The organism is Staphylococcus agnetis, from assembly GCF_011466855.1.
Lineage (GTDB): Bacteria > Bacillota > Bacilli > Staphylococcales > Staphylococcaceae > Staphylococcus > Staphylococcus agnetis.
On sequence record NZ_CP045927.1, the window covers coordinates 1,889,907 to 1,910,243 of the forward strand.

The window sequence follows — 20,337 nt, forward strand, 5'->3', positions numbered from 1 at the left end:
AGATCTATTAACTTTTAACAAATTACTTTTACTCTCATAAAAATATGATTATTACTTAATTATAAAATGCGTTATGTATGTGAATATTCTGAAACCATATAATAAAAAGCTGACTTCAAATAAAGATGAAATCAGCTCAATTTACAACTTTAGATTGCGTGCTTACTGACGATAAGCTGGATCTACAATTTTCGGTTGTCCTGTCTGATCAACTGTTACAATCATATACGTTCCAGGTTGTGATTGATTAATAAAACTAAAAACATAATGATAATTCCCTACTTCACCTTGAATCGCATAATCATTATATGGATTTTGTTGACCATTTAAGCGAGTCACTTCACGTTGTGCCACATCCAAAGAAGTTTGGAAATTCGGAAGTTGTTTTAACGCTTGTTGCGTATCTACGGACTGACGTGCTAAGTTTTGTGCCACTGGTACGACATTTTGACCTTGATATGGAGCAACATATGAACGTCCAGGTTTTGATGTTGAACCATTATCATTTTGTGGCATATTGTTTTGAGATGCATCGCCTTGACCGTCGTTAGTGTTTGACGTAGTCGCGTTAGAATCCTCACCAGAATTCGATTCACCATTATTTTGTGCATTATCTTTGTTGGTTTTTGATGATTCCGAAGCGGGTTTATCTTTCTTATTCTGAGATGTTTGCTTATCAGTCTTGGATGACTCATGTTCTTTTGATGTGTTACTATCGTCATTGCCACATGCTGCTAAAACAAGTGAAAGTGCGATAAAACTTGCCAACCACTTTTTCATGATATTGCGCCTCCTTTATCAAACGAAAATAACTACCATCATTATTATAACATTTTTTTATAGATTCATACGACTAATATTATAATTCCAGTCCCATGGTCCAATCGACATCAACATGATGCCCCATTTTAAATTCATGTTCTCCTATTTTTTTCAATCCTTGGCTTTTATAAAATGCAATAGCGGTATGGTTTTCGCTCCACACACCTAACCATAAATAGCGTTTGTTCAATCCTTTTGCAAATTGGATAACATAATTAAAGATATATTGACCTAGTTTTAATCCTTGATACGTTTGATATAAATAGATGCGTTGGAGTTCAGCATATTGAGACGAAAACGCTTCAGTTTGTGCGTCACCGATATTCACTTTAAAATACCCGGCAATATGTTCGTCGACCATAGCAAAATAAAAAAATGAATTAGGATTTTGTATTTCATCAGTCAACTTCTCTATAGACATTTCTTCCTCAAAGTATTGATTAAACAATGCATGATCATAATCTGATGCATACGCTTCAGCAAAAGTTTCAATACTTACACGCCTTAACTCCATTACATCAGATATCTCAACCTTTTTAATACGAAAATTCATACACCCATCCCCCATTTATTACTTTTTATTACTATATTCTAAACATATCTTTGTTGCAATATCATTGTCTTTCATGTGATCTCATGATAAAGTGTGAAAGTAAAATTTTGAGAGGGGTTGCTTATGGCACATTCATTTAAAGCTTATGTATTAGATGAAAACAACGGTAATGTCACTGGACAATATCAAACGTTAACCGTAGATGATTTACCTGATGGAGACGTGATTGTCAAAGTACATTATTCAAGTTTAAATTATAAAGACATGCTCGCAACACAAGATCACAACAAAATTATACGACACTATCCAATGATTCCTGGCATCGATTTAGCCGGCGAAGTCATAGAATCTAAACATCCATCTTTCAAAACCGGTGATGCAGTGATTGCGACTGGCTATGAATTAGGTGTATCTCATGCTGGAGGATTTAGTGAAATGGCTCGCGTAAAAGGCGATTGGCTTGTACCACTTCCTAAAGGTTTAACACTAGAGGAGGCAATGATCATTGGTACCGCTGGTTTTACTGCAGCAATTTCAATTCAATTGTTAGAAGATAATAAAATCACTTCTGATGGCGGTCCTGTCTGTGTACGTGGCGCAACTGGTGGCGTAGGTACAATGGCAACTATGATGCTTAGCGCTTTGAATTATAAAGTGACTGCAAGCACTGGTCAGCATGACAAAACAGATTGGTTAAAATCATTAGGTGCAAGAGAAGTCATTGGACGTTTAGATACATTATCAGATAAACCGCTTCAAAAAGGACAGTGGCAGGCCATTATTGATCCCGTTGGTGGCATCACTGTCGGAGAGTGTTTAAAGTATATTCAACCACACGGTGCAGTCGCGTTAAGCGGTAATGTAAGTGGCATGACTTTTGAAAGTTCAGTCTTTCCATTTATTTTACGCGGTGTGAAGCTATTGGGGGTTGATTCTGTTCAATTTCCAATGCGTCGTAGACTATTGTTATGGCGCCGTTTAGCAACGGATTTAAAACCACAACAACTTCATGAAATTAAAACCGTTGTTCCTTTTAAAGATATCGAAAGCCATATTGAAGCCTTGAAAGATAATCATATACAAGGTCGTATCGTTATTAAAATGGATTAATTAAAATAGCTCGTTTAACTTAATTAACATCCCATTTTAATTTAAATTTACAAATGTCATAATTTCGATATAAGAAAATACAAATTATTCTCAAATAATGAAAAATTATAATTTACGAATTATTTCTGAAAGCGTATACTTATATCCATACTTAATCAATTGGAGGTTACCTGATGAATATCAATAAAAAGTTTATTTTCTTTATTGGTGCTTTAGGCGGATTACTGTATGGATATGATATGGGAGTCATTTCTGGGGCATTATTGTATTTACAAAATGATATTCCACTTACCCCGAAACTACAAGGCGTCGTCGTATCATCGATGTTATTTGGTGCCATTTTCGGTTCAGGGTTTAGCGGGCCATTATCTGAAAAGTTAGGCCGTCGTCGTCTCGTTTTTATAATTTCCATTATTTTTATTGTCGGCACACTTGTTTTAGCGTTAGCACCAACTGTTGAAATTGTTGTATTAGGTCGATTTATAATCGGACTTGCTGTGGGTGGTTCTACAGCAATCGTTCCTGTATACTTATCAGAACTTGCACCCACTGATGCGCGTGGTTCTTTAAGTTCATTAAACCAATTAATGATTACAATCGGTATATTATCATCATTCCTAGTCAATTATGCATTAGCACCTTTTGAGGCTTGGCGATGGATGTTAGGATTAGCAGTGGTACCGTCACTTATTTTAATGATTGGTGTTATCTTTATGCCTGAGAGTCCACGTTGGTTATTAGAAAAACGTGGTGAAAAAGCAGCGCGTGATGTCATGAAATTAACATATCCTGAGCATGAAATTGATTTAGAGATTGCAAACATGAAAAAAATCAATGCTATCTCTGAAAGCACTTGGGATGTTCTTAAGTCACCTTGGTTACGTACTACTATCATCATTGGCTCGATATTCGCATTATTACAACAATTAATTGGAATTAATGCCATCATTCACTATGCACCAACCATTTTCCATAAAGCAGGACTTGGTGATTCAGCGTCTATTTTAAGTACTGTCGGTATTGGTGTTGTGAACGTCTCAGTCACAATTGTTGCTATTCTAATTATCGATAAAATTGATCGTAAAAAGTTATTGATGATTGGTAACTTAGGTATGGTCGGCTCATTACTTGCTATGAGTGTATTAATAAGTTTATTAGGTGTAAATGCAGCTGTATGGATTATTATTATCTGTTTAGCATTATTCATTGTGTTCTTTGGTATTTCATGGGGGCCTGTGTTATGGGTAATGTTACCAGAATTATTCCCAATGCGTGCACGTGGAGCTGCTACAGGTATTGCCGCACTTGTGTTATCTATCGGAAGTTTACTCGTGGCTTATTTATTCCCGATTATTAGTGATATTTTAAGTGTGCAAGAAGTATTTTTAATCTTCGCCGTTATGGGTGTGATTGCATTCTTCTTTGTAATGAAATTTTTACCGGAAACACGTGGTCGTAGCTTAGAACAAATCGAAGCAGATTTACGTGGTCGTTCGGCTAAAAAATAATTTCTCATGCGCACGTTTAAGCATCTGACTTACGATTAAAGTAAGCATCAGATGCTTTTTTTATCTTTTTAATTGATAACGAATCTCATTTGTAACATAATGGATGTAAACACATAAGAATTGAGGAATGTCGTATGAAAGATGTCACTATTATTGGTGGAGGACCTGCTGGACTCTATGCAAGCTTCTATGCAGGCGTACGTGGTATGCAGGCACGTTTAATAGATGCCCAACCGAGCTTAGGGGGTAAAATGCGCATATATCCTGAAAAAATCATTTGGGATATAGGGGGCGTCGCACCTAAGCCATGTGGTGAAATCATGCAAGATATCATTTGCCAAGGCTTACATTTTAATCCAGACGTTCATCTAAATTCTAAAGTCGTCAATATAGAGAAAGTGAGTCATCATCATTTTAATGTTACGACTGAATCTGGTACAACGTTCTCTTCAAAATCTATCATTATTGCCATTGGTGGTGGGATCATCACACCTAAAAAATTGCAATTATCAGATGATGCACACGATTTTGAATACACCAACTTACATTATGCAATTTCTAAATATGAGCATTTTCGAGGTAAAAAAGTGTTAATTTCAGGAGGCGGTAATTCCGCAATGGATTGGGCTCAGGCGCTTGCACCGATTGCTAAAAAAGTCATCTTAGTCTATCGTAATGACTCGGTAAAGGGACATGAATCAACGTGGGAAGCACTTCAACAATTACGTGTTCAATGTCTGCCAAATGTGTCAATAACAGCTTTACATCATGATTGTCATTGTCATGACCGTATTCAATCCGTTACACTACAACACTTAGAAACTCAAGAACGAATGACACATCCTATAGATGCTGTCATTGTCAGTCACGGTTATGAACGCCAAATTGACTTACTACAAGAGACGACGATGCCCCTTGCATTAACAGAGCAACAACTTATTGCAGGTCAAGGAGACACACGAACGACTGTTGACGGTGTCTATGCATGTGGAGACATATTAACGCACCCTTCAAAAATAAATTTAATTACAGGTGCGTTTCATGACGCTGCACATGCGGTAAATAGTGCAAAAGTGTATATTTCACCCGATGATACAAAACAAGGATGTGTATCGAGTCATCACCCTGCCTTTAAAGAAGCAAACAAACAATTTTTACTTTAATCACACCGTTAATCATTGTATAACCTTTCAATCAAAATGATTACAGCTTCATACTATTCGTTTCATCATCTACACATGCTAAGGAGGAAGGCTGTTTCACTGTCATTCATCCTTGTGTTGGCCCATCTAATGTGTTCAATTATTTCGAACAAGGTAAGTTGGTATGGCAGGTTGTATTAAATGAAAGGGCTGCGCACGTTATTTTCATGCACAGCCCTTTTACTATTTTTATTTAGTGTTTCTTTTTCTTAACCAATGGTTCCCCATCTCTTGGTTCTGTAATAATCGCTTGTCTTAATAAAAAGAATAATAGAATAAAACCAACCGTAATGGTCACATGTCCTAAACCAGCAAATCCCGCTAAACTTGGGGGGATGGTTTGTTTCGACACTTGCATGAACCCTTTTGTAAACTGCATACCTACTGTCGTCAGAACACCTATATTGTATATGATGTAAAACCAGTTAAATAAATAGTAGCTACTTATCTTAAATAATTTCTCAATAGGAATGAGCATTAAAAACATAAACATCCCAAGCGTGAGTAAGTGTGTATGCATCACACTCATCTGTGTAGCCCCAGTAAATTGATAATGAACAGTAATTTCACGATAAGCAAAACCACTCAGTAATCCTAATGCGGTATAAGCCATAAATGTGTATAAGATGCGTTTCATGAATCGTCATCTCCTATCTTTAGTCAAATTAATTATGACGATAACAACAAGGTATGTCAATGTACATTACTTGTCATTTTGACTTTGTTTATAACGCTTAAATACAGCAACGAAAGACATTATTAATGCAAGAATGGACATGATCCATATTGCTGGATGGGTGCCTTCTGAAGCTGAGTGATGCGCATCATGTTGCTCATGATGACTATGACCTGCAGTAGTGCCGCCACCTTGTTTCACTTCAGAAACAGGCGCAGGGTGTTCGCTGTCCTCATTTGCATCCGTCCATTTTACCTGTTTGCCGTCTTTATATGTTTGTATCGCTTTCCATACAAACTTTCCTTCTTTTTCAGGATTTGCAACAACTATTGGAAAATTGACATGCTCATGTGCGCCTATCCCTTTACCTGTTGCTTCCCAAATTACTTTTTTTATATTATCTTGTTTGTCCATTTCAAATGTATGTTTAAACCCTGGTACAGGTGCTACAGATGATAACGCAACGCCATCGGGTACTTCTAATTCAAGCTTAACTGTTGGCACGTCACGTTCCACAGGCACTCGCACTTGATATTCGTCATATGCACCTGGTGCACTCGTATTCGGATTAAGTGTTACATGTGCTTCAACATTTTGACACCCTAAAATAACCCCTATTATCAGGATACTGATTATTCCTTTAATTAACTTCATACGTCCACCTCTTTACAGATTAATTTGACTCATAATGATGCCGAATAAGACGAGCACTAAGCCAATCAACAACTCAGTTATAAGCAATTTTCTATGAATACATTTCTTTTGTTTCATCATTTTAAACGTTTGATATGCGCCAAGCCCTATCATCAATAATGTGAACACTACTTTCGAAATCCATAAACTCAAATAAGTGGTCATATGACGAAATAAATGTGTAAATGATGTTTGATCGATAGTCATCAGTACACCGGTTACGATAATGACTACTACTGCACATATATTTAATTTTAAAATGATTGAACGTAAGATCAGCACGTACGAATGCCGATGTTGTGTAAATATGTAAAACATGAGATAGAGCAATGTTCCTAACCACAAGGCGATAGCGCTTAAATGCAGTGTTCGAATAAGAATCGCATATACTGGTATCTCTTGCGCCCATACATGTCCTGACATTGCCAAAGCAATAAGTAATATCACTGGTAACGTATCATACCAAATCTGCTCCATATTACGTAGCGCTAACAATATTAAGAGCGTCATGACTGCAGTCATTGTTAAAATAAATGGAAATTGCAACCATGTATCAAATTGTAACCGTAGAATGTTATCGATGACTGACTGAGGCAAAGTCATTAAATACAATACACTCGTTCCGAGAACCCATAGACATAACATCACCGTTACACCACGGTGTCGAAGTAACACTGGATATGTCGGTAGTCCTTCATATTTCATGATGCGATTCACATAGTACAATCCGATAAAAAGAAGTAGCATACTTTGAAGTAAAAAGCGCATCGCGCCCCACCACAAACTGACATCTTTCCAAATAGGTTGCGTCTTGTCGATTGCCGTTGCGGTTGAATGCCCAATTGAAAATATGTATGTCCCATGCATCGTATGACCATCTTGTGCAGTCGCTTCCCATTCAACCAGGTGTGACCCTTTTTCTAAGGATGGAACATTAAATGAAATCTGTTTTGAAAACCCTGATTCTTTTGGCTTTACAGTAGTGATTTTATGACCTTGATCATTATATATCGTGAGTGTACTATAGGTTGTATTCACTGGTTCACTCATCTGCAATTCAATGTGATGTGGTGATTGCGAAACAACTTCTTTAGCTGCAGGGGTTGCGCGTTCTAATGTCGCATGCGCAGAAACAGGATTGAGCATCCCCCCTATACTATAAATACAAAAAAATAATAGCACACTCCAATGTAATACGGTTTTAAAGACCGTCAATTGAACCCCCTCCTAAAATGCATACAATGAAAATTGTAGCAAACGCTAATAAGATTACAATCCAATTCAGAATCGTTCATGGAATTGTAAAAAATAGTTACTTTACCTCACCATTTTAGGATTCAATAAATACAAAAAAGTCTCCAATGTTCATTAAAAAATGAACATTGGAGACTTGTACATCATATCCTATTTTAAATGTCATGCGTCGCAATTTCCTCATCTGTAGGAACATCATCATTGAGTCCTACTAGAGATTCAGAAATATTACGCGCGTTATAACCAATACGTTCTAACACACCTATCATATCAATATAGATTAAACCACCATCAGTCGAACATTCCCCACGATTTAAACGCTTAATGTGCCCTTTACGTAACTTGTGTTCAATATTAAATGATTCACGACTACGTTCCACAATCTCATCTTTTTTCGTCGTGTCGTACACATCTAACATATCAATCGCTTTATCAAATGATTCTGTTACATGGTTAAATAATTTTTCCACACCACGTTGTGCATCTTCTGTAAGGTGAATTTCTTTTTGGTGCTTACGGTCTAACTGCTCTACATATTCTTTAATTAAATCTGCAACTTTTAAAATAGAGCGATTTACATCAAACATGACAGCTAAACGTTCCACATCGCCTTTATTAATATCTTTAGTTGAAATACGTACAAGATAACTGCGAATGCTATCATTAATTGTTTCAACAGCTTGATGTTTTTGTTCTAGTTTTTTCAATAACTTTTTATCTACTTTTGACGTATCTTTTACATCATCAAACATAGATTCAACAATATTCCCTACGTTTTGTAACTCTTTTTGTGTTTCTTGTAAAGCCACACTTGGTGCATGGTATACAAGATCTTTATTTAAATGTTGCGGTTTATAATCTTCAGTCACATCTTTTCCAGGAACGATCTTCGTTACAAGCCAAGCAAGTACAGCAACAAATGGTAATTGAATTAACGTATTAGTCACATTAAATGCCCCATGTGCAAACGCAATTGCCATGGCTGGTTTTAGATGCCATGTTTCTTGAAGTACACCTACAAGATGTATCACAATTGGTAAGAATAATGAAAAGATGATCACACCAATCACGTTAAAAATAACGTGGACAAATGCGGCACGCTTTGCAGCTAATGAACCAGCTAAACTTGCTAAAACAGCTGTAATCGTTGTTCCTATATTATCACCAAGTAATACTGGAATCGCTGCATCTAAACTAATCATATTTTGTTGATAAAATTCTTGTAAAATACCAATTGTAGCACTTGAACTTTGTACCAAAGCGGTTAACGCCGTTCCAACAAAAATACCTAAGAACGGATTTGATGACATATCGAGCATTAATTGTTTAAATCCTTCTAGTTCTGCTAAAGGTTTAACAGCACCGCCCATAAACTCTAAACCAAAGAATAAAGAACCGAAACCAAATAAAATACGGCCGATGTTGTTAATTTTAGATCGTTTGAAGAAGAAAATTAAGAATGCACCAATCGCAAGAATAGGCATTGCATATTCGCCTAAATCAATACCGATAATGAACGCTGTCACAGTGGTCCCGATATTAGCACCCATAATCACACCGATGGCTTGCTTTAATGTCATAAAACCAGCCGTTACAAGTCCAATTGTAATGACTGTTGTCCCTGAACTACTTTGAATTAAAACGGTTACGACAATACCAGCGATGACCCCTAACACTGGATTTGATGTAAACTTATTTAAAATATCACGTAGCCTATCCCCTGCTGAAGCTTGAAGCCCATCTCCCATTACTTTTAAACCGTAGAGAAAAATCCCTAACCCGCCTAAAAAGGAAAAGATGACTTCCATAACCGACATTTCCATTATTTCACCTCTATTAAGCTTTATAGTTCGATTATCGCTCATAAATGTAAATTTAATGTTAAGATTACGTAAAAAATATTTAAAATCAACGCTAAAATTACACTTTGATTGTAAATAAAATCATCTCAAACATCACTTTACTATAAATAAGTCACATTAAATGAGTTTACATTAGTTACATGAAATACACAATTGAAAGTGCATTTTCATTCGTAATCCAATGACATAAATTATAAAGTCCATTATAATATAGTCATTATGAAATAAAGGGACGACGAGTATGAGCCATCAAAACGATTATGAATTAATGTTGTTTTATTACGCATATCAAACATTTACGAAAACGGCAGATGACTTGATAAAAGAATACGGGCTAAGCCGTCAACATCATCGGTTTTTGTTTTTTATCAATAAACTGCCAGGTATCACTACCAAAAAATTATTAGAAAATCTCGAAATATCTAAACAAGGCTCTCATGCCACGCTTAAGTTGTTAAAAGAAAACGGACTCATCTATGATGAACTTGATTTAACAGATCGAAGGTTAAAATGTTTATATCCTACTGAAAAAGGTAAAGCATTGATTGCGACGTTAAATCAAGCTCAAAGTGAATTATTTAAAAAGATAAAAGAGGCTCGTGGTGACAACTGGTATGATCTCATGGAAGGCTTTGCGGAGTCTAGACAAGGTTTTCAAGACATCCGTCACCTTAAACCGAGCGAGGAAGAAGGAGACGACTATGATCACAGCTTATCGTAACAATGAAGCATTAGCGATAGTAGAAACGTCAGATTGGTCCACAGCACAGTGGATTAATGTAGTGAAACCCACACAAGAAGAAAGCCAAGCTTTATTAGAATTTTTTCCATTCCCAAAAGACTTTTTGGAAGATGCCTTAGATAGTGAGGAAAGTTCACGTATTGAAAACGATGAAAGCGGTTATTCACTCATCATCAGTGACTTTCCAGTACTTAAGGATGACCATTATGATATCAAAAGTTATCACACGTCTCCATTAGGAATCATTATTGGTAAAGGTGTCATTATAACGATTTGTAGTCAAAGTTTTAACTATTTTGAGCACTTACTTTATCAACACGTTAATTTAAAATACAAAAGTCGATTTGCATTAAATGTTTTGTATGAAATGTCTTCAGAATTTAACCGTGCCTTACGTTTATTAAATAAAGAACGTCGTCAAGTTGATATTAAACTACAAAAACGTGTTACAAATTTACGACTTTATTTTTTAAGTGAAATCGAGAAAAGTCTTGTATATTTTATAGCATCGCTTAAAACGAACGCATCTACACATCGAAAACTATACAGACTTTCTACATTAAAACGTTTTTCAGAAGATGATGAATTATTGGAAGACGTATTAAATGAACATCAACAAGCCATTGAAACGACAGAACTTTACTTACGCATCGTCGAAAGTATGACAAATTCTTATGCTTCACTACTTTCAAATCAATTAAATACAACGATGCAAACTTTGACCATTTTTACGGTACTTCTTACTTTACCAACATTGGTATTTAGTTTCTTTGGAATGAATGTCCCATTACCTATTGATGCCCAATCTGGTATCTCATGGATTATCGTCATAGCGATTTCGTTAATACTTGTTGCGTTGACGTCTATACTACTGTGGCACAGCAACCGGCTCAAATGACAGTAATGCGTAGGGTTTAGAACTTGTTCTAACTAAATTCTACGCTTCATCGTTATCATTGCACCTCTTAATAAAGATTTACCGCTTACAGCTCCCTCATTAAAATACTCGATATGCATCGCTAATTCTGTTTTTCACACGTTATATAACCATTTTTTAAAACTCCACTTAAATTTAGACATATATCGTTAAAAACATGTCCTTTCTGTCCATTAAATACTCTATTAATCAGGCTTTTTACACATTACTCACCTACTCAAATCTTATATGTCCATGACCTTCATTATTTATATCTAAATTAAACCTCTATTATTAAGTCATATGTCATTTATTTATAGATAAAAGCGACAAATATGTCTAATAATATCAAAAAGTAATTAAAAAATTAAAATAAAAGAGAAAATATTGTTGCTCATTATATTTAGTTCTATAATACTAATTATTTATAACTGAATTACGTTTACACCATTACGACACATAAATTTTTAGTAAGTGAGGTTTCATCAATGCAGAATGTCCATATTGAGTTATTAGATCAATTTCATACAGATGCATATCGTTGTTTTAATGCTGTAGAATTGTATTTCTCTCTCGATGGAAAATTAAAAATTCAACATAATGGTTTAAATAAAGAGTTATATTATCAAGTCGCTATTATTAATCACAGTGATCTCATTAAAATACACCACGCACAAGCATTGATAAAAATTACCATTCCGTTACACATTTTAATGGAGATGCAACCGAATTTTATGCATGGCTATTTCGATGATACACAGTTGTATTCACATGAACAATTACGTGAGTGTGTGCAATCTTTAATTATCTTGAATGACGAAGACCAACAATATAAAACTTTTCTTACACTCATACAATTGTTGCTAAAAGAATGTTATACCCCTTGTGACGGCATATATATGCCTCAAATGCAAGTTGATTCTGAAATGTTCTCAAATGTATTAAAAATGATTCATAAAGATATTAAACAGAAAATCACTTTACAAGAATTAGCACGCTCATTTTTCGTTTCATCGTCTTATATCTCTATTTTATTCAATGAACAATTAGGGTTTAATTTTAAGAGTTATACCGTGACCTTGAAGTTAAGTCTATCGTTACCTCACTTACTATGGAACAATTATTCTATATATGACATCGCTCAAAATTACGGTTTCTCCAATTACAGTAATTATTCTAAGCAATTTAAAAGCTATATCGGTGTGAGCCCATATACATATAAAAAACATCACACAAATAATGATACAAAAATTATTGTTCATCACGATAATTCCAAAATTTTTTATAAGTTAAATCAAAAATGTTCTGAAGATCATCATGGCAAGCATTTAAAAGTGGACTTAGATGCTGTCACACCACCGTCCCTATTCAAATTACCGCATATCCGTCTTATGCTGATTTATTTAGATGACATGTTTATGCACGAACAATTTTTTAAAACGTTTAAAGACGTTTTACGTAAACAAACACATTATTTATATTTTGAAAGATGTGTAAATGTAAAATTGGTTCATGATAAAGGAACAACGCTTGAGCGAATCATTCGCTTTATGCATCGCTATCATTTACATTTCAGCTTTAAAATCACGTCTTTATATGACTATGAAGTGTTAGAAACTAACTTTTTAAACAATATTAAATCGTTATCACGTGTCATCCCAGACGTTAAATCTCTACTTCCCAAGGTCAATGTTATCTATGATTTTAAAGGGCTAACATCAAAAGATATTGATTATTTATCAGAACGTTTTGAGCACATCTTTCATATATGTACATTTGAATTGTTAATTCCGCACGATACTAAGCGAAATATTAATCAATATATTCAACAATCTCAGCAACTAAAAACGACCATTAACGGCTATGCACTTGATATTTCAGACTATATGAATGGTGAAAACCCTCATCAATCTTTACTAGTTAATCAACATATCATTAAATATTGGCAAAATTTAATTTTGACACATACCGTTAAAGACCAATTGCTATCCTTTTCTTTAATCGGTTTGTCACCTAAAGTCTTTGAACATTATCATCATGCGTACATCATGCATCTACCTAACGCTTGGCTTTATTTTTTAACTCATTTAAATCCAACATTTAATACCATTAATATGCCTTTAAAAGCGACACACGATACATCATTTAGTTATGTGAATGAACGTCATTTAAATACGATGTTTCCTTTCATTTCTGATTTATTACAACCATTCATGCAACATTACGTCAAAATACAAAACCATGCCATTGTTAAACAAACTGATGATCATTACGATATATTACTGTTACTGGATGATTGGAATAAAGCGATAGATAACCCTGAAGACATTTGTCATTATCACCTCTCTAGTGAACTGATTCGTGATAAGCATCTTGTCATTATTCGAACCTATGATGATGAAGTGATGAATGCGCGTAAACTGATTCAAACTGATGCAACGATGTTTATTCCAAGCCAACATATTCAAGCAGTGAAAGATACGTTACACTTGAGACAACATATATTTATACATGATTTTAGTAAAGGTCCGTTAAATATTGAAGTCAAGCCGACCCAAGTGAAAGCAATTCAAATTTATAAACCTTCAACATCATTGCTCAATGATTTAATTTAAAAATAGCCCCGGCTCCCTTTAGTATTTCTTATTCATTTGTACTATAATGTAAGAAATGACAAAGATTGAGCTAGGAGGCTATTTTTTATGTCAAAAATAAAGAAAGCGATCATTCCAGCTGCAGGGTTAGGGACACGTTTTTTACCTGCAACAAAAGCGATGCCTAAAGAGATGTTACCTATTCTCGATACACCTACAATTCAATATATTGTAGAAGAAGCATCTCGCGCAGGGATAGAAGATATTATCATCGTTACTGGTAAACATAAACGTGCGATTGAAGATCATTTTGACAACCAAAAAGAGTTAGAATCTACATTAAAAGAAAAAGGCAAAATGGATTTATTAGAGAAAGTACAACATTCTACAGATTTAGCGAATATATTCTATGTACGTCAAAAAGAGCAAAAAGGACTTGGACATGCGATATGGACGGCACGTCAATTTTTTGGAAATGAACCTTTTGCAGTCTTACTAGGAGATGATATTGTTCAATCCGAAACACCGGCTATTCAGCAACTTATTGATCAATATGCAGAGACACATAAATCTGTCATTGGTGTACAAGAAGTACCATACGAAGAGACACACCGTTACGGCATTGTTGAACCAGAATCAAAAGCCGGCAGACGTTATGAAGTCAAACAATTTATTGAAAAACCTGCGGCAGGTACTGCGCCTTCTAACCTAGCAATTATGGGCCGTTACGTATTAACGCCTGAAATTTTTAATTATTTAGGCACACAAGATGTGGGCGCAGGTGGAGAAATACAATTAACGGATGCAATTGAACGATTAAACCAAGACGACCAAGTTTACGCCTATGAGTTTGATGGCACGCGCTATGATGTCGGTGAAAAAATCGGTTTTGTAAAGACTACATTACATTTTGCATTAAATGATCCATCAATGAAAGACGAAATCACGCACTATATTCAATCATTGTTGGAACAATCCTCATCACCATTAAAATAAGCGCTTGGGACGAAATCAGAATCGGTTTCTGTCCCTAGCGCTATTTTTTTATACATTCATCTTCGATAACAGCAGTTGTAGTTGCAAAATGACCGGCTATTAAAATCATGAGCGACATCACTAAAAACATCGCTATTGCAATAGACCATTCATTGGTCCATTCATATATGGTCCCCATTAAGAAAGGACCTATTGCTGCAATCAAATAACCCACGGTTTGACCAAAGCCTGACAACTGCATACTACCTGTCGTTGTTTTAGCACGAATAGAAAAAAGCGTCATACATAAACTAAAACAAGCGCCTACCGCCATGCCTGAAAATATCATCGCGAATAATAACAACCATACATTCTCTGACCATAACAACATAAATCCTAATACGAATAACGTTGTAATGATATAGATTAAGCGACGTTGACTGCGCATTTTAGCAGCTAAAATTGGAAAAGAAAATGTCATTGGTAGTTGGGCAAATTGATTAAGCATTAACATATAACCTGCCATTTCAGGGGAAATGCCTTTGCTAATTAAGATCGACGGATACCACGCTACAATGCAATAAAATGTCATCGATTGAAATGCCATTAATATTGCAACAGCCCATGCTAATTTAGATTTAACTATATTGTATGTTTTTGTCGGAGGGAGTGCACGCGTGTGATTTACAGACTTATGTTTCACTTGAGGAAGCCAGCATACGATCGCTAACAAAGCAAACACAAGCCAAAATGATAACGAAAGGCGATAATCAAGTGCACTGACTTGTGATAACGGGTAGCTGAAACCACCACCCAGACCAGCTGTTAAATTCATCGTAGCACTATAAATGCCAGTGATTAATCCAATTTGAAGTGGAAAATGACTTTTAGCAAAAGCTGGGAGTGTGACATTACAAAACGCTATGGATACTCCTAGCATGAATGTCCCTACAAAGAAGGTACTTACACCTCCAGCTACACGTACAAGTAAACCACAAATGGTAGCAATGACAGCAATGAGTAATATGAATGACATGTCAAACCGTTTTATAATGCGTGTCACGCCAATTGATACAACGCCAAATATCACCAATGGAATCGTCGTGATTAAGCCTGCTATCATATCATTGATGAGTAAATCCGACTTAATTTGATGAATCACAGGGCCTACTGATGTTAACGGTGCCCTCAGCGTTGACGCTATGAAAATAATCCCTACCACTAATAGCCATTGGTTTTGAATTTTATGTGGCATCCTTGTTCCCATCGTCACCCCTCCTCTGTTACCTCAATACGTTATCATTTTATCATAAGCATGCTCGACATCTAAGCTATGATTTTTAAATCGTATACGTTGAATTATTGGAAGCCATCAATAAAACGCAGAAGTAAGTCCATGATATTACCTCTGCGTTATGCAATGATATGTAAGAATGGAGGCAAGTTCGTATAAACTTGCCCTATCATCATTATAATAACCCTTTGGAATTGGCATATAATTGTAACGCTCTTTTGACCGTCTCAATCATGTCATTATCCACGGTGGTATGCTTATGAAAATATGCCAATATCTCACTTGGATGTATCACATCTCGTGGAAAATCGCTGTCATTCATTAAGAACGTCACCAATTCTCCTAGAGGGGTGGCATCTCCTTGAAATGCTAACATAAAATCATAAAAGCTCATATCATCACCTCTTACACTATGAGCTACTTCACATTCTATCATTTCATAAATACTTTTCAATAAAATTTATATTACAAATTAATATCAACTATCATTTAAAACGTTGTCACAATTTTGTCGATATATATCCCCCTTTTGCTTTCACCCTCAATCTATTACAATAACATTATATTAATTAAAGGAGCTTTACTAAATATGAAAAATAAACAAACACTTGGCTTTATTTTAATTGGATTAATGTTAGTTGCAACTATCATTGTGATCGTCGCAATTATGATGTCTGGACAAAAAGAAACATATTACGGTTATATGAAAGATGATACAACTGCAGAAAAAGTGATTAGTGAATCTGATAAATCCATTGAAAAAAATGTAAAGATTCCTACAGATAATGACTTCCAACCTAAAAAAGGTGACTTTGTCAAACTTGTTACAAATAAAGGCGATAAACATGATTATGTGAAAAAAGAAGTTGTTTCTCATGACGATGTACCACACGGATTAATGATGAAAATTCATGATATGAAAATGCATCATTAATCATTGAAAATAACATGTTTATCTTTTGGTGATTACACTGAGTAGCGTCCGTATATAACTTATAAGAGTGACATCAACGTATCTCTACTACACGATAACGAAACGTAATAAGACGTTTTTAAATGATAGCCAACAATATTCATTAAAACATGAATATTGTTGGCATTTTTATTATATTGTAATACCTCTATATTCTATTTATCATTTCTTTAAACAGTTATGTCCTCAGAAAAAAGAATTATTTTCTCACATACGCTAATGCTTTAAAAACGCACTTTATAAAACGAATAAATAAGCTTTGACATTCATCTTAGATGAACATCAAAGCCTCACATTTCTTTTAAAAAGATTCTATCTTTGTTTTGTAGCACATCCTCAAAGTTTTGCCTTATTTTTTCATAATAGAGAGTACAACTACCATGGCGATGATACATATAACCCCTACGAGTTGCCATAAACCAAATCCTATTTGAAGCCATACAATTGATGTTAATAATGCCATTAAGGGTTCAATTGTACCTAAGAGCCCCGCTTCATGTGGATACAGATAATTTAAACTATCGATATAAAACCAAAATGCTAACATTGTACCAAAAATTATCGCAAACCAAAACAATACGTGTGTATTAAATGTCCAGGTTGTCAAATCAACGTGCCATGGTGGATGAATGAAACTCAAAGCGATTCCACCAATGAGCATGGCCCAACCCACAACATTTAACGAACCCCAACGTGCTAACAATCTCACAGGATAAATGGTATAAAATGCTAAAGCAATAGCCGATAAAAATCCCCATACTATCGCTACTTTGGGCACTTGTAAATTTGAGATTTGCCCATTCGTCAATAATAAGAATGAACCAACGAGCGCTAAAATAATGGCTATAGCCTCTTTGCGACCAAATGTCGTTACTTTTGTTAATACGAGATAAAATATCATAAAAATAGGACCCAAATATTGCAATAACGTTGCAACTGCAGCATTACCATAACTGATGGATGACATAAACGTGTATTGGACTGCAAGCATACCGAAAATACCATAAATAACGATTTGAACCGCCGCACGTTTGTCCCACCATATGACAAATACTTTAGGACCTTGTGTGATGAACGCAATGCCAATTAGTAACACACCAGAAATAATGAGACGCACTGCAACGAACCAACTTACCTCTAAGTGCGCATGTTGAAAGAGCCATTGTGACACTGTGCCTCCTACACCCCAAAATGATGCACCTATAATCACCAAAAAATACCCTATCCATCTTTTTTGAGAGTGCTGCATCATAACGCCTCCTTTACAACTATGTATTGAAATTAATCTAACATGAATTCAAGTTGATTGACAATTATGATTGATACAAAAAAGAAAGCACACGACATGAAATGTTTTCAAAATCGCGCACTTCCTTAAATGTAGTATCATTCAATATTTGATGTAATTGGATTTACCAAATGATTTGTTCTACCGTCTCATCATCTAAAGCTTTCACAATTTCAGTAACAAGTTGGACTGCTTTTTGATAATCTTCTTGATGTAACACCGATACGTTAGAATGCATGTATCGGACGGGTACCGAAATACATATTGATGGAATACCATCCAAAGAAGTATGTATATTTCCAGCATCTGTACCCCCACCAGGCATTGTATCGAATTGTAGCGCAATATTGTGTGCTTTTGCGACTTTCTTTACATGACGTAAAAAGCCGACATGCCCAATATTGGAGCCATCTAGTGCAATCACTGCAGGTCCTTCACCAAGTTTCACATCTCCATCCTGTTCCATACCTGGAGAATCATAGGCTATACATACATCCACAGCAATCGCTAAATCAGGTTTGATTTTATGTGCTGCGACTTTTGCGCCTCGAAGTCCAACTTCTTCTTGCACATTCGCCCCTGAGACAACATTCACTTGAACAGAAGTATCTTTTAATTCATCTAAAACATCCACAGCTAATGCACAACCATAACGGTTATCAAATGCTTTAGCCATCAAATAGTTGGAATTGAGAAGTGTTTCAAATTCAGAGTAAGGTGTGATCATATTACCGATTTCGATTCCTGCTGCTTCAGCTTCTTTTTTGTCTTTCGCCCCTACATCAATAAACATCTTATCAATATCTACTGGTTTTTTTCGTTCTTCAGCACCTAACACATGGGGCGGTTTAGATCCTATTACACCTCTTATTTTATCGCCTTTATCAGTGGTAATCGTAACTTTTTGAGAAAGCATCACTTGGTTCCACCAGCCACCTACAGGGGTAAATTTTATGTATCCATTATCATCTATTTTGGTAACCATAAAACCAACCTCATCTAAGTGACCCGCAATCATAATCGTCTTATTACCTGATTGAGATTGCTTTTTTCCGAATACGCCACCTAAGTTATCATAAATCATTTCATCACTATTCGGTTCAAGTAATGCTCGCATCTCATGTTTAATATCATATTCATGCCCAGCAATCCCATCAATATCTGTTAATTGTTTAAGTAATTGTTTCGTTTCTTTCATAATCTCATAACCCCTTTCAATACATTTAAGCCTATTATATCAAAAACTTATAACATCCTTCTCGATTCAAACACACGTTAAACGATTAAAGACAAAATATCATCAAAGATGCTTGGCCTCTTAAATATAAAAACTCGAACCTCTTTACACGATTCGAGTTTTTTATTACGTTATTTCATTTTATAATTTTCATCAAAGAAGTTGTATTTGGCTTTTTTATCATGCTTTTTCGTTTTAGCATCAAAGCCTTGTAAAAATAAACCGCGCTTTAAATGAATCGGTTGAGCGATGTAAATATTTTTTTCATCGCCTTTTAAGCGGATTTCCTTATAAAAAATACCTTTACGCTGATCATAATCGCTTTTTTCATCGATGATTTTAGATTTCAAATGCTTTTCTGTAAGATACTGATCTATCAATTTGTAGTTTTGACTTTTTTGGTATCCTTTATAAGCAAAAAATCCTGCAGCAACGAGCACAAATAAAAGCACAGCGATAAATACAAAACCTAAAATTTTCTTCGCCATCGTGTATCCAACTTTCTCTAAATAGTCATTATGATTATAGTATCATAGTTTAATATCGTGACGGTAGTAAGTTTGCCGTCGTCACATAAATTTCAAAAACAACCACAAGAAAAATTAGATATTGTCTTTGCGCTGTGAAACCCTTTACAA

19 protein-coding genes are annotated in these 20,337 nt (G+C 35.2%); 8 read left to right on the plus strand and 11 right to left on the minus strand.

What is annotated here, in order from left to right:
• Nucleotides 1-162: 162 nt before the first annotated feature.
• Together GJE18_RS09690 and GJE18_RS09695 are read right to left on the minus strand one after the other, a co-directional pair.
• Nucleotides 163-780: a hypothetical protein gene (locus GJE18_RS09690; RefSeq protein ID WP_060551710.1), complete on the minus strand. Its 618-nt coding sequence runs from the start codon at nucleotides 778-780 to the stop codon at nucleotides 163-165.
• Between the two features lie 79 nt (nucleotides 781-859).
• Nucleotides 860-1,375 carry a GNAT family N-acetyltransferase gene (locus GJE18_RS09695; RefSeq protein WP_060551711.1) on the minus strand — a complete coding sequence of 172 codons (516 nt, stop codon included), beginning with the start codon at nucleotides 1,373-1,375 and terminating at the stop codon, nucleotides 860-862.
• A gap of 123 nt (nucleotides 1,376-1,498) precedes the next feature.
• Between GJE18_RS09695 and GJE18_RS09700 the strand changes: the two genes are divergently transcribed.
• From GJE18_RS09700 to GJE18_RS09710, 3 genes are all read left to right on the plus strand, one after another.
• Nucleotides 1,499-2,485 (plus strand): acrylyl-CoA reductase family protein, encoded by a 987-nt coding sequence (locus tag GJE18_RS09700; RefSeq protein ID WP_060551712.1) that lies wholly within the window; start codon nucleotides 1,499-1,501, stop codon nucleotides 2,483-2,485.
• Nucleotides 2,486-2,658: 173 nt separating this feature from the next.
• Entirely contained in the window at nucleotides 2,659-3,993 is a 1,335-nt protein-coding gene (gene glcP, locus GJE18_RS09705) for a glucose transporter GlcP (protein ID WP_085622664.1), read from the plus strand.
• Between the two features lie 134 nt (nucleotides 3,994-4,127).
• Entirely contained in the window at nucleotides 4,128-5,156 is a 1,029-nt protein-coding gene (locus GJE18_RS09710; RefSeq protein WP_107368242.1) for an NAD(P)/FAD-dependent oxidoreductase, read from the plus strand.
• Nucleotides 5,157-5,388: 232 nt separating this feature from the next.
• On the opposite strand, the gene GJE18_RS09715 is transcribed toward GJE18_RS09710, so the two are convergent.
• The 4 genes from GJE18_RS09715 to GJE18_RS09730 form a co-directional block, all read right to left on the minus strand.
• A complete protein-coding gene (locus GJE18_RS09715) occupies nucleotides 5,389-5,832 on the minus strand; it encodes a DUF2871 domain-containing protein (protein WP_060551715.1) in 444 nt (147 codons plus the stop codon).
• A 66-nt stretch (nucleotides 5,833-5,898) separates the two neighbouring features.
• The gene (locus tag GJE18_RS09720) at nucleotides 5,899-6,525 is read right to left on the minus strand and encodes a YcnI family protein (protein WP_107368241.1); all 627 of its coding nucleotides are present in this window, start codon (nucleotides 6,523-6,525) and stop codon (nucleotides 5,899-5,901) included.
• Between the two features lie 12 nt (nucleotides 6,526-6,537).
• On the minus strand, nucleotides 6,538-7,779 hold the full coding sequence (locus tag GJE18_RS09725; protein WP_107368240.1) for a copper resistance CopC/CopD family protein: 1,242 nt from the start codon (nucleotides 7,777-7,779) through the stop codon (nucleotides 6,538-6,540).
• Nucleotides 7,780-7,973: 194 nt separating this feature from the next.
• The gene (locus GJE18_RS09730; protein ID WP_105995459.1) at nucleotides 7,974-9,635 is read right to left on the minus strand and encodes a Na/Pi cotransporter family protein; all 1,662 of its coding nucleotides are present in this window, start codon (nucleotides 9,633-9,635) and stop codon (nucleotides 7,974-7,976) included.
• Nucleotides 9,636-9,921: 286 nt separating this feature from the next.
• Here GJE18_RS09730 and GJE18_RS09735 point away from each other — a divergent pair, with 286 nt between their 5' ends.
• From GJE18_RS09735 to galU, 4 genes are all read left to right on the plus strand, one after another.
• Nucleotides 9,922-10,401 (plus strand): MarR family winged helix-turn-helix transcriptional regulator, encoded by a 480-nt coding sequence (locus tag GJE18_RS09735; protein WP_037566559.1) that lies wholly within the window; start codon nucleotides 9,922-9,924, stop codon nucleotides 10,399-10,401.
• Nucleotides 10,382-11,320, plus strand: a complete 939-nt coding sequence (locus GJE18_RS09740) for a magnesium transporter CorA family protein (protein WP_060551719.1) — start codon at nucleotides 10,382-10,384, stop codon at nucleotides 11,318-11,320. Before GJE18_RS09735 ends, GJE18_RS09740 begins: the two co-directional genes overlap by 20 nt.
• 506 nt (nucleotides 11,321-11,826) lie before the next feature.
• A complete protein-coding gene (locus GJE18_RS09745; protein WP_165805028.1) occupies nucleotides 11,827-13,953 on the plus strand; it encodes a helix-turn-helix domain-containing protein in 2,127 nt (708 codons plus the stop codon).
• An 87-nt stretch (nucleotides 13,954-14,040) separates the two neighbouring features.
• The gene (gene galU, locus GJE18_RS09750; RefSeq protein ID WP_060551721.1) at nucleotides 14,041-14,928 is read left to right on the plus strand and encodes a UTP--glucose-1-phosphate uridylyltransferase GalU; all 888 of its coding nucleotides are present in this window, start codon (nucleotides 14,041-14,043) and stop codon (nucleotides 14,926-14,928) included.
• A gap of 40 nt (nucleotides 14,929-14,968) precedes the next feature.
• Here galU and GJE18_RS09755 read toward each other — a convergent pair whose 3' ends face one another.
• Together GJE18_RS09755 and GJE18_RS09760 are read right to left on the minus strand one after the other, a co-directional pair.
• On the minus strand, nucleotides 14,969-16,174 hold the full coding sequence (locus GJE18_RS09755; protein WP_060551722.1) for a CynX/NimT family MFS transporter: 1,206 nt from the start codon (nucleotides 16,172-16,174) through the stop codon (nucleotides 14,969-14,971).
• A gap of 202 nt (nucleotides 16,175-16,376) precedes the next feature.
• Complete coding sequence (locus GJE18_RS09760; RefSeq protein ID WP_060551723.1) at nucleotides 16,377-16,595, minus strand: YozE family protein; 219 nt, start codon at nucleotides 16,593-16,595, stop codon at nucleotides 16,377-16,379.
• Between the two features lie 195 nt (nucleotides 16,596-16,790).
• On the opposite strand from GJE18_RS09760, the gene GJE18_RS09765 reads away from it, so the two are divergent.
• A complete protein-coding gene (locus GJE18_RS09765; RefSeq protein WP_037566550.1) occupies nucleotides 16,791-17,135 on the plus strand; it encodes a DUF4889 domain-containing protein in 345 nt (114 codons plus the stop codon).
• Between the two features lie 388 nt (nucleotides 17,136-17,523).
• Here GJE18_RS09765 and GJE18_RS09770 read toward each other — a convergent pair whose 3' ends face one another.
• From GJE18_RS09770 to GJE18_RS09780, 3 genes are all read right to left on the minus strand, one after another.
• Complete coding sequence (locus GJE18_RS09770; RefSeq protein ID WP_060551724.1) at nucleotides 17,524-18,426, minus strand: EamA family transporter; 903 nt, start codon at nucleotides 18,424-18,426, stop codon at nucleotides 17,524-17,526.
• A gap of 160 nt (nucleotides 18,427-18,586) precedes the next feature.
• Complete coding sequence (locus tag GJE18_RS09775) at nucleotides 18,587-19,660, minus strand: M42 family metallopeptidase (protein WP_060551725.1); 1,074 nt, start codon at nucleotides 19,658-19,660, stop codon at nucleotides 18,587-18,589.
• 170 nt (nucleotides 19,661-19,830) lie between these two features.
• Nucleotides 19,831-20,187 carry a DUF3139 domain-containing protein gene (locus tag GJE18_RS09780; RefSeq protein WP_060551726.1) on the minus strand — a complete coding sequence of 119 codons (357 nt, stop codon included), beginning with the start codon at nucleotides 20,185-20,187 and terminating at the stop codon, nucleotides 19,831-19,833.
• Nucleotides 20,188-20,337: the final 150 nt, after the last annotated feature.

Bases quoted from the DNA above. Each gene is read 5' to 3' on its own strand.
- glcP (WP_085622664.1), top strand. From the start codon at position 2,659: ATGAATATCAATAAAAAGTTTATTTTCTTTATTGGTGCTTTAGGCGGA.
- GJE18_RS09775 (WP_060551725.1), bottom strand. From the start codon at position 19,660: ATGAAAGAAACGAAACAATTACTTAAACAATTAACAGATATTGATGGG.
- GJE18_RS09730 (WP_105995459.1), bottom strand. From the start codon at position 9,635: ATGTCGGTTATGGAAGTCATCTTTTCCTTTTTAGGCGGGTTAGGGATT.
- galU (WP_060551721.1), top strand. From the start codon at position 14,041: ATGTCAAAAATAAAGAAAGCGATCATTCCAGCTGCAGGGTTAGGGACA.
- GJE18_RS09715 (WP_060551715.1), bottom strand. From the start codon at position 5,832: ATGAAACGCATCTTATACACATTTATGGCTTATACCGCATTAGGATTA.
- GJE18_RS09740 (WP_060551719.1), top strand. From the start codon at position 10,382: ATGATCACAGCTTATCGTAACAATGAAGCATTAGCGATAGTAGAAACG.
- GJE18_RS09770 (WP_060551724.1), bottom strand. From the start codon at position 18,426: ATGATGCAGCACTCTCAAAAAAGATGGATAGGGTATTTTTTGGTGATT.
- GJE18_RS09755 (WP_060551722.1), bottom strand. From the start codon at position 16,174: ATGGGAACAAGGATGCCACATAAAATTCAAAACCAATGGCTATTAGTG.
- GJE18_RS09695 (WP_060551711.1), bottom strand. From the start codon at position 1,375: ATGAATTTTCGTATTAAAAAGGTTGAGATATCTGATGTAATGGAGTTA.
- GJE18_RS09780 (WP_060551726.1), bottom strand. From the start codon at position 20,187: ATGGCGAAGAAAATTTTAGGTTTTGTATTTATCGCTGTGCTTTTATTT.
- GJE18_RS09690 (WP_060551710.1), bottom strand. From the start codon at position 780: ATGAAAAAGTGGTTGGCAAGTTTTATCGCACTTTCACTTGTTTTAGCA.
- GJE18_RS09745 (WP_165805028.1), top strand. From the start codon at position 11,827: ATGCAGAATGTCCATATTGAGTTATTAGATCAATTTCATACAGATGCA.
- GJE18_RS09700 (WP_060551712.1), top strand. From the start codon at position 1,499: ATGGCACATTCATTTAAAGCTTATGTATTAGATGAAAACAACGGTAAT.
- GJE18_RS09765 (WP_037566550.1), top strand. From the start codon at position 16,791: ATGAAAAATAAACAAACACTTGGCTTTATTTTAATTGGATTAATGTTA.
- GJE18_RS09720 (WP_107368241.1), bottom strand. From the start codon at position 6,525: ATGAAGTTAATTAAAGGAATAATCAGTATCCTGATAATAGGGGTTATT.
- GJE18_RS09735 (WP_037566559.1), top strand. From the start codon at position 9,922: ATGAGCCATCAAAACGATTATGAATTAATGTTGTTTTATTACGCATAT.
- GJE18_RS09710 (WP_107368242.1), top strand. From the start codon at position 4,128: ATGAAAGATGTCACTATTATTGGTGGAGGACCTGCTGGACTCTATGCA.
- GJE18_RS09760 (WP_060551723.1), bottom strand. From the start codon at position 16,595: ATGAGCTTTTATGATTTTATGTTAGCATTTCAAGGAGATGCCACCCCT.